This is a genomic window from Neobacillus niacini (assembly GCF_023715785.1).
Classification (GTDB): domain Bacteria; phylum Bacillota; class Bacilli; order Bacillales; family Cytobacillaceae; genus Neobacillus; species Neobacillus niacini_E.
In genome coordinates this window covers 43,432-52,451 of sequence record NZ_JAMBOX010000024.1, presented here as the reverse complement: position 1 = coordinate 52,451, position 9,020 = coordinate 43,432, and the positions used below count along the sequence as shown (strand labels likewise).

Annotated in this window: 10 protein-coding genes; all 10 read right to left on the bottom strand. The window is 45.1% G+C overall.

Translation table 11 applies throughout. The features are described 5' to 3' along the window. Nucleotides 1-372 precede the first annotated feature (372 nt). The 10 genes from lysS to M3234_RS26515 all read right to left on the bottom strand — a co-directional run bounded on the left by lysS (nucleotide 373) and on the right by M3234_RS26515 (nucleotide 8,946). Nucleotides 373-1,857, bottom strand: coding sequence for a lysine--tRNA ligase (lysS, locus tag M3234_RS26560; RefSeq protein ID WP_262307552.1), 1,485 nt, complete (start codon nucleotides 1,855-1,857; stop codon nucleotides 373-375). Between the two features lie 198 nt (nucleotides 1,858-2,055). Then, nucleotides 2,056-3,057, bottom strand: coding sequence for a tRNA dihydrouridine synthase DusB (gene dusB / locus M3234_RS26555; RefSeq protein ID WP_262307551.1), 1,002 nt, complete (start codon nucleotides 3,055-3,057; stop codon nucleotides 2,056-2,058). A gap of 33 nt (nucleotides 3,058-3,090) precedes the next feature. After that, on the bottom strand, nucleotides 3,091-3,297 hold the full coding sequence (locus tag M3234_RS26550; protein WP_262307550.1) for a helix-turn-helix domain-containing protein: 207 nt from the start codon (nucleotides 3,295-3,297) through the stop codon (nucleotides 3,091-3,093). Continuing rightward, the gene (gene folK, locus M3234_RS26545) at nucleotides 3,249-3,776 is read right to left on the bottom strand and encodes a 2-amino-4-hydroxy-6-hydroxymethyldihydropteridine diphosphokinase (RefSeq protein ID WP_262307549.1); all 528 of its coding nucleotides are present in this window, start codon (nucleotides 3,774-3,776) and stop codon (nucleotides 3,249-3,251) included. Before folK ends, M3234_RS26550 begins: the two co-directional genes overlap by 49 nt. Nucleotides 3,777-3,778: 2 nt before the next feature. Further along, on the bottom strand, nucleotides 3,779-4,138 hold the full coding sequence (gene folB / locus M3234_RS26540; protein WP_262307557.1) for a dihydroneopterin aldolase: 360 nt from the start codon (nucleotides 4,136-4,138) through the stop codon (nucleotides 3,779-3,781). Further along, complete coding sequence (folP, locus tag M3234_RS26535) at nucleotides 4,131-4,976, bottom strand: dihydropteroate synthase (RefSeq protein ID WP_262307548.1); 846 nt, start codon at nucleotides 4,974-4,976, stop codon at nucleotides 4,131-4,133. The genes folB and folP overlap by 8 nt, the downstream gene beginning before the upstream one ends. Before the next feature lie 103 nt (nucleotides 4,977-5,079). Beyond that, on the bottom strand, nucleotides 5,080-6,009 hold the full coding sequence (cysK, locus tag M3234_RS26530) for a cysteine synthase A (RefSeq protein WP_262307547.1): 930 nt from the start codon (nucleotides 6,007-6,009) through the stop codon (nucleotides 5,080-5,082). Nucleotides 6,010-6,164: 155 nt separating this feature from the next. Next, on the bottom strand, nucleotides 6,165-7,061 hold the full coding sequence (locus M3234_RS26525) for a peptidylprolyl isomerase (protein ID WP_262307546.1): 897 nt from the start codon (nucleotides 7,059-7,061) through the stop codon (nucleotides 6,165-6,167). Nucleotides 7,062-7,268: 207 nt separating this feature from the next. Further along, complete coding sequence (gene hslO, locus M3234_RS26520) at nucleotides 7,269-8,147, bottom strand: Hsp33 family molecular chaperone HslO (RefSeq protein WP_262307545.1); 879 nt, start codon at nucleotides 8,145-8,147, stop codon at nucleotides 7,269-7,271. Nucleotide 8,148: 1 nt separating this feature from the next. Then, a complete protein-coding gene (locus M3234_RS26515; protein ID WP_262307544.1) occupies nucleotides 8,149-8,946 on the bottom strand; it encodes a type III pantothenate kinase in 798 nt (265 codons plus the stop codon). Nucleotides 8,947-9,020 lie beyond the last annotated feature (74 nt).

The following is a 9,020-nucleotide window of genomic DNA, read 5'->3' as shown; positions in this document are numbered from 1 at the left end:
CGTCCTGAGCCAGGATCAAACTCTCCAATAAAGTTGAGTTGATTAGCTCATAAAAGTTACGTTGGCTTCATTTCGAAAGAAATGAATGTTTTATTGTTGACGTTTTTGTTTGTTTAGTTTTCAAAGAACAATCATGTTCGCTCGTAAAAGCGACTTTCTTATCATAACAAGTTATCGACTGAAAGTCAACAACTTTTTTTATTCCTTTTTGTTGGAGAGAATATGTCTCGCAACAACGAATATTAATATACCACCATTAATAATTTCGTGCAATAGTTTTTTCTTCATTAATCATAAGTTTTAATTTTCTCATTTTTTATCACAAATATACAAAAAAAAGTGCCGGCAATTGGCACTTTTTTTAAAAAAATATTATTTATGACGCATAAGCGGGAATAACAATACATCGCGGATGGACGGTGAATTGGTTAGCAACATCACTAGACGGTCAATGCCAATTCCCAAGCCTCCTGTTGGCGGCATGCCGTACTCCAGCGCTTCGACGAAATCTTCATCCATCATATGAGCCTCATCATTGCCCTGCTCGCGCTCTTTTAGCTGCGCTTCAAAACGCTCACGCTGATCAATTGGATCATTTAGCTCCGTGAATGCATTGGCATGCTCGCGGGCGACAATAAACAATTCAAAACGATCTGTGAAGCGCGGGTCTTCTTCATTTTTCTTGGCAAGCGGCGAGATTTCCACCGGATGGCCAAAAATGAAGGTTGGCTGGATTAATTTTTCCTCAACCTTTTGCTCAAAGAATTCATTGACGATATGGCCATAAAGCATATGGTCAGTTATTTCAACGCCATGGTCTTTGGCAAGCTGGCGTGCTTCCTCGACGCTCATTTCCTTCCAGAAATCAACACCAGTGTATTCCTTGATCGCATCGACCATATGGAGTCTCTTCCATTCCGGCTTAAGGTCTACCTCATAATCTCCATATTGAATCGTAGTTGTTCCTAAAACCTCTTGGGCAATATGAGCAATCAAGTTTTCTGTCAAACTCATAATATCGCGGTAATCAGCATACGCCTCATAAAGCTCAATCATTGTAAACTCAGGATTGTGACGGGTTGACACACCCTCATTACGGAACACGCGGCCAATTTCATATACTTTCTCAAGACCGCCGACAATCAACCGCTTTAGATGCAGTTCGATGGCGATCCGCATGTATAATTCCATATCAAGCGCATTATGGTGAGTGATAAACGGACGAGCAGAAGCACCGCCGGCAATGGCATGCATCATAGGTGTTTCCACTTCCAAATACCCGTGGTCATCCAAGTAACGGCGCATGGATTGTATGATACGGCTGCGGCTAATAAACGTCTCCCGGCTTTCTTGGCTCATGATTAAATCCAAATAGCGTTGGCGATAACGCTGTTCAACATCCTTTAAGCCGTGGAACTTGTCCGGCAGCGGACGTAATGCCTTGGTCAAGAATACAAAGTTTTCAACTTTGACAGACAGCTCGCCTACTTTTGTTTTAAATAGAGTGCCGTGGACACCGACAATATCGCCAAGGTCCGCTGAATCAAATACTCCATACTGATCCTCACCAACTGCATCCTGGCGGACATAGATCTGGATTTGGCCTTTTAAGTCCTGGATATGGGCAAAGCCTGCCTTCCCTTTGCCGCGCTTTGTCATAATTCTTCCGGCAAGCGTAACAGAAATGTTCTTTGCTTCTAGTTCGTCTTTGTCCATTTCATTATATTGTTCAACTAGTTCTTGGGTGTTGTGGGAACTGTCGAATCGCTTGCCAAAAGGATCAAGCCCATTTTCACGCATCGTTTGCATTTTTTCCCGTCTGACCCTTAATTGGTCATTTAACTCTTCATGATTCACGACTAATCAACTCCAATACTGTCTATATTATGTAAAACGCTATAAAACCTGCGTAAAATACCTGTCTTTACATTCTATTATTTTACACAATCTCAGAGATTCAGACATCTAAAATAAAATAAAAACTGCCAGTTTCCCCCTGGCAGCTTGCATTGTAAACAAAATTATTATAGGTAATGACACTGTCTATGTCAAATATTAGCCAACAATTGCCTGGCTCGCCTCTTCCGCCTCCGCTTCAATGACAAGGTCCGTCAGCAGGGAGACCAGCTCGTCGCGGGTTTGACATTCATTAATGGAATTGCGCACTTTGGCGTTACCGCGGACGCTTTTTAGGTACCAAGCCGTATGCTTACGCATTTCACGGACCGCAATGTCTTCATTTTTAAGCGCAATCAGGCGATCCAAGTGAAGGATGCAGACATCGATTTTCTCACGAACGGATGGTTCCCCCATTAATTTGCCCGTCTCTAGATACTGGACAGTACGGTAAATCATCCAAGGGTTCCCTAGTGCCGCACGGCCGATCATCACGCCGTCGACACCTGTTTCATCTAGCATTCGCCTTGCATCTTGAGGTGTTTGCACGTCACCGTTACCGATGACGGGAATGTTTACCGACTGCTTAACCTCGCGCATAATGTCCCAATTCGCCTTTCCTTCGTACATTTGGACACGAGTACGGCCATGGAGGGCAACCGCCTTCCCGCCGGCCTTTTCGACCATTTGGGCGTTTTTCACTGCGTAAATATGATCCTCATCCCAGCCCATCCTCATTTTTACGGTGACTGGCTTTTCAACCGCGTCGACCACGGCTGAAACCATTTCATAGATTTTGTTTGGGTCCAACAGCCATTTTGCTCCTGCATCGCATTTTGTGATTTTTGGAACCGGGCAGCCCATATTGATATCGATAATGTCGGCGTTCGTGTTTTTATCTACAAACCGGGCAGCTTCGATAAGCGTTTCTTTTTCACCGCCAAAAATTTGCAGGCTTAGCGGCTTTTCACGTTCATCGATATATAGCATATTCATCGTTTTTTCGTTTTTGAACACGATCCCTTTATCGCTGACCATTTCGGCACAAACCAATCCGGCGCCAAATTCCTTGACCGTCAGGCGAAAGGCCGAGTTGCAAACGCCGGCCATCGGCGCCAGGACAACAGGATTTTTCAGTTCGATCTCGCCAATTTTCAGCATTGTATAACCCCCTATCCTGGAGTATTTCAAAATCTATTCTTTTGGTGCCAAATCATCAATGCTTATTTGTAAGCTTTGGGTAATTTTCTTTAGCAAGTCCTCCGCAGGCATACGATTACCCCGCTCTATTTCTCCTAGAATCGATACCGAGACGCCTAGCTCCTTTGAAAAACTTTCCTGAGTATAACCTTTTAGCTTTCGATAGGCGCGAATACGTCTTCCCCATTTCTCCGCTTCCATATTCGGACTCCTTCTTTATCTGGTAATTCGTTGATTAATGCGTCTAGAGGCTTTTCCATCGCCGAGATACGAAGATCAGACTTAATTTCATGGAGTGGAATCATGACAAATGCCCGCTCCAACATTCGTGGGTGCGGAACAATCAGCTTCTCTGTTTCAATATTTTCTTGATTAAAGGTCAAAATGTCAAGGTCAATTGTCCGTGGACCCCACCTTATTTCCCTTTTTCTGCCAAGGTCCAACTCCGTCTCTAAACATCTGTCCAGCAATTCCATGGCGTTTAAAGCTGTGTTGACCTCAATTACCATATTTAAAAATAAATCCTGTTCCTCATAACCGACTGGGTCGGTTTCATAAATCGAGGAGCATTTTACTAACCGGATATTAGGCGTGCCGGTCAATATTTTGATGGCATTCATCATATTATCATAACGGTTTCCGATGTTGGAGCCAATAGCAATAAGTGCTGTATTTTCCACTTTTATCTTCCCCTTGTAATTTCTACAGCTACTGATTTGTAATGGCCGGGAATCGGTGGGTCCGGCTTAATTACCTTCACCGTGACTTCGACAATCAAAGGAAATCCCGCCAGCACATTTGCGGCAATTTTTTCAGCAACGGCCTCAACCAGCTTATACGGCTTGCCTTCGACAATTTCTCGGCAAACTTGATACAGTTCCCCATAGTTAACCGAATGCTCCAGTTCATCGGTTTCCCCTGCCTGTTTCAAATCAAGCGAAACGGATAAATCGACAGAAAACCGCTGCCCAAGGCGCGTTTCTTCCTGAAAAACGCCATGGTAGCCGTAAAACTGCATTCCATTCACATATATTTTATCCATCACGCTCACCTTTCCCCATTAGGGCATCCATCATTTTGGCCATCCTGCTCATTTCTTTGACATCATGAACACGAACCATTTGGCATCCCTTTTGAATTCCGTAACAAATCGTGGCCCCGGTGCCTTCCATCCTTTCGCTGACCGGCAGACTTAGTGCCTGTCCAATCATCGTTTTTCTTGAAGTAGCCAAAAGAACCGGGTAACCAAGATTGACGAGCTTGTCCAGATTTTGCATCATCAACAGGTTTTCCTGATAGTCCTTGGCAAAACCGATGCCCGGGTCGAGAATGATATTTTCATCCTTCACTCCTGCTTTTTGTACAATGGCAATGCTTTCATATAAATCATTGAGGACGTCTCTCATAAATAGATTATAGTTTCGGTCACGGCGGTTGTGCATTAGAATAATCGGAACGTTGGCCGCAGCTGCCACCGCTCCCATCTGCTCATCTGCCTTTGCGCCCCAAATGTCATTAATAATGTGAGCACCAGCCGCAATCGCCTGTCTAGCCACTTCCGCTTTATAGGTATCAATCGAGATTGGTACTTTGACATGCTTGGCAATGGCTTGTATGATCGGAATCACCCGTTCCAGCTCCTCCTCGGCAGGAACGGCAGCAAAGCCCGGCCTGGTTGATTCACCCCCGACATCAATTATATCCGCACCATTTTCCACCATTTCCTGTGCATGTTCAACAGCGCGATTCATGTCATTAAATCGCCCGCCATCTGAAAAGGAATCAGGAGTCGCATTAAGGATTCCCATGATAATGGTTTTTTTCTTCGTATTTAACGTGTATGGACCGCACTTGATTGCCGGTTCATTAGCTGCATTCATCCCATTTCCCCCTAGAAAAATTTAAACTTCCTTTATCATACATTAAAAGCATTATTGGATACAAAAAAAGGGTGCCGGCAATGGCCGACGCCCTTTCACATTATTACTCTGCATCATATTGGTAAAGTGGGGTACTTAAATAACGCTCACCGTTATCAGGGATAATGGCCAACACCTTTTTGCCTTTCCCTAATTGCTTCGCTATCTGTAAGGCTGCAGCGATGGCTGCTCCAGAAGAAATGCCGCCAAGAATTCCTTCTTCACGAGCTGCGTGGCGGGATGCTTCAAACGCTTCCTCGGTAGTAATTTTAATGATCTCATCATAAATAGTTGTATTTAACGTATCAGGAACAAAGCCGGCGCCCAAACCTTGCAGCTTATGCGGGCCAGGGTTGCCGCCCGATAGAACCGGAGAATCATTTGGCTCCACTGCAACAATTTTTGCATTAGGAAATTTCTCGCGAATCACACTGCCTGCACCTGAAATGGTTCCGCCAGTGCCAATTCCGGAAACAAATGCGTCAAGCTGATCCATTTGTTCAACAATTTCCTTGCCTGTTGTTCTGCGGTGAACTTCCGGATTTGCCAAGTTTTTAAATTGCTGCGGCATGAAATAGCCCTTTTCAGCAGCTAAGCTTTCAGCCCGGGCAATTGCTCCCTTCATGCCTTCAGGTCCTGGAGTTAACACAAGCTCGGCACCGTAAGCACGAAGCAGGTTGCGTCTTTCTAAGCTCATCGTTTCTGGCATAACAAACACGGCTTTGTAGCCCTTTGCTGCTGCCACCATCGCTAAACCAATTCCAGTATTTCCGCTGGTTGGCTCAATAATGGTATCGACTCCTGGCTTGATTAGGCCTTGCTCTTCAGCTGCTTCAATCATCGCCAAACCGATTCTGTCTTTTACGCTGCTGCCAGGGTTAAAGTATTCAAGCTTTAAGTAAACCTCTGCACAATTTTCATCGACAATTCTGTTCAGCTTCACAATCGGTGTTTGCCCGATTAAATCAGTAATTGAATTTGCTACACGAACCATTTGTTGGCACCCCATTTCACTCTATTCCGAGTAATTTTATTGGATTTATTAATATATTCAAAATACCAGTTATAAACTCGTTTTGTCAATGATTTTGCCCCAGGAAATTTGTAAATTTTTCGTATAAAGAAAAACACAGAATGGGAATCTGTGCTTTAGTTTTCGTCTTTAGTTTTTCCGTAAAACCAGTCCACTTTCGCTTCCTTCCAGAAGGTTGTGGCAGAGGCTGGGGTTTTCATTTGTTCCAAGGCAATCTGCCGGCGGATTTGGCTTTTAACTTCTTCATAGGAATACTTTTTCCCGCTGATTTTCTCTTCCAGCTTCAGCAGTACATAGGTGTTGTCCACCTGAACCGGCTTTGAATATTTGCCCTTTTTTAGCTTTTTCGCCGTGTCTATATAAATTCTTGGGTACTGCTCGTCCCCATCTGTAATATAACCAAGATCGCCGCCTTCATTCGCGGAAAATTCATCAACAGACCGCTCCATTGCCAATGCGGAAAAACTCGAGCCCTGTTTCAGTTCATTATAGGCCGCGTCGGCTTCCTTTTTTGTTCTTACCAGGATGTGCGATACATGATAGGCTTCTGGGACATCAAATAGATGTTTATTTTTATCATAGTAGCTTTTGACTTCTTTCTCGGAAATGTTGACGTCCTTTGTCAAAAGCTCTTCCAGCAGCAGGTTGTTGCGGATTTGTTCTTTCCACTTTTTTTCATCAAGCTTGGAATTGGGGCCAACCGAATGATTGGTCGCCAGCAGCATTCGAAATTCCCGTTCGACGTCTTGATCGGATATTTTTATCTTTTCTTTTTTCGCCATTTCCTGGACGACCTGCTGATTGATAAGGTCCCTTAAGACATCCTTGCCGTAGCGTGTCTCCAATTCGTGAAGCCAATCCTGCCTAGTAATTTCCTTTTTCCCGATGGTTGCCACCGCTTCCTCAGCTGCCGCACCGCCAACCTCGCCCGCCTTTGACAGAAAAAAGACAATGGTTACACAGTTTAGCATAATAAGGCCAGCAATCACCATCCAAAGCTGCTTCTTCCCCAACCTGATCTCCCCTTAATAAGAAAAGCGAAAGCGCCTTCGGAACAAGCACAGCTTGTTCCTGCGAGGAAAACTCATAGAAGCTTTCCTTAGTGCCCAGGGGCGACAAGCATAAGACGAGCCGGCTAGAAGGCTGCCTTTTAGCCTTCTTGACGGATTGGCTTATGACCTCGAGCACCTAGGCGCTGTAGCTAGACAATTCTTAAACTTTTATTTGGCCTCGTTTCTTAGCTCTTCCAATTCTTCCTTTGAAAACTGGTATTTTTCGTTGCAGAAGTGGCAGTGGGCCTCGGCCTTGCCGTCTTCTTCAATCATGGCGGTAATTTCTTGGGCACCTAGGCCGACAATTGCATCAGCAAAGCGCTGCTTGGAACAGGTGCATTGAAATTTGACTGGAAGGGTCTCTAGGACTTTTACAGGCTCATCCCCAAAAAGCTCCGCCAATAATTGTTCGGGGGTCAAGCCTTGCTCGACTAGTTTCGATACAGGCGGTATCGTTTTTAGCCGCTCCTCGAGCTTTGTGATAATTTTTTCGTCGGTTCCCGGCATAATTTGAATAATGAATCCGCCGGCTGCCAAAATGGAATCATCCGGATTGACCAAAACCCCGACGCCAACAGAGGACGGAGTCTGCTCCGAGGTCGCAAAATAATAGGTGAAATCCTCACCAAGCTCACCCGATACTAGCGGAACCTGCCCAGAGAAAAAGTCACGCATTCCAATATCCTTTACCACCGCTAACAAACCATTTGTACCGACCGCGCGGCGGACATCGAGCTTGCCATGTTCATTAGCTTCAAAATCCACCTGCGGGTTTGTGACATAACCTCGCACTTCACCCTTGGCATTGGCATCGACCAAAATCGGCCCAAGCGGACCGTCGCCATTTATTTTGATGGTCAGCATTTCATCGCCCTTCAACATAGCCCCCATCATTACCCCTGCTGTCAATGTCCGCCCTAGTGCTGCCGATGCGGTCCTCCAGGTTTGATGGCGCCGCTGCGCTTCGCTAACTGTGTCGGTCGAGGTGACCGCATAGGCGCGGATGCTGCCGTTAAAGCCGAGTGCTTTTACTAAATAATCGCTCATATTAAACCCCTTTCTCACTGCTGTTTCTTAAGTTGTCCACGTTTCGTTTATAAATTAGCTGTAACCCTTTTAATGTCAAGAAAGGATCAACAACATCAATAACCGTTGATTCCTGCGCAATTAAACTGGCTAGACCGCCTGTAGCAATAACCGTAGGGTTTTTTTCGCTTTGAGACATCATTCGTTTGACGATTCCCTCAACCTGGCCGACATACCCATAGACTATCCCCGCCTGCATTGCTGCTACTGTATTTTTGCCAATTACCCCTTCCGGACGAACGATTTCAATCCTTGGCAATTTAGCAGCCCTTGAATATAAAGCCTCTGTCGAGATGCCGATCCCGGGAGCAATCGCGCCGCCCATATATTGGCCATGTTCATTTACATAACAATAGGTGGTCGCGGTACCGAAGTCGACGATTACCAGCGGGCTGCCGTACTCGTGAATCGCGGCAATGGCATTGACGATGCGGTCGGCCCCCACTTCCCGAGGATTCTCATATTTAATGTTTAACCCCGTTTTGATTCCAGGTCCGACAACTAATGGCTTTACATGGAAATACTTTTGACACATTCTTTCCAACGCAAACATGATCGGCGGCACAACGGAAGAAATAATAATGCCGTTTACATCTGTAAATTTCAGTCCTGAAAAATCAAATAACGCCTTGATGTTCATCCCGAACTCATCCTCTGTTCGGTTGCGGCTTGTCTCGACCCGCCAGTGGTATTTCAGCTCGTCATTGTCATATACGCCCAAAACAATATTAGTATTTCCCACGTCAATAACCAAAATCACATCTATCACTCACTTTATCGGATTTTTCTTATCTCACATGCAAACATAATAACATAATATAGCCTATTGCGATA

Excerpts from the sequence above, each read along its gene's own strand:
- M3234_RS26550 (WP_262307550.1), bottom strand. The coding sequence starts at position 3,297 with ATGGAAGCGGAGAAATGGGGAAGACGTATTCGCGCCTATCGAAAGCTA.
- dusB (WP_262307551.1), bottom strand. The coding sequence starts at position 3,057 with ATGCTGAAAATTGGCGAGATCGAACTGAAAAATCCTGTTGTCCTGGCG.
- hslO (WP_262307545.1), bottom strand. The coding sequence starts at position 8,147 with ATGAGCGATTATTTAGTAAAAGCACTCGGCTTTAACGGCAGCATCCGC.
- folB (WP_262307557.1), bottom strand. The coding sequence starts at position 4,138 with ATGGATAAAATATATGTGAATGGAATGCAGTTTTACGGCTACCATGGC.
- cysK (WP_262307547.1), bottom strand. The coding sequence starts at position 6,009 with ATGGTTCGTGTAGCAAATTCAATTACTGATTTAATCGGGCAAACACCG.
- folP (WP_262307548.1), bottom strand. The coding sequence starts at position 4,976 with ATGAATGCAGCTAATGAACCGGCAATCAAGTGCGGTCCATACACGTTA.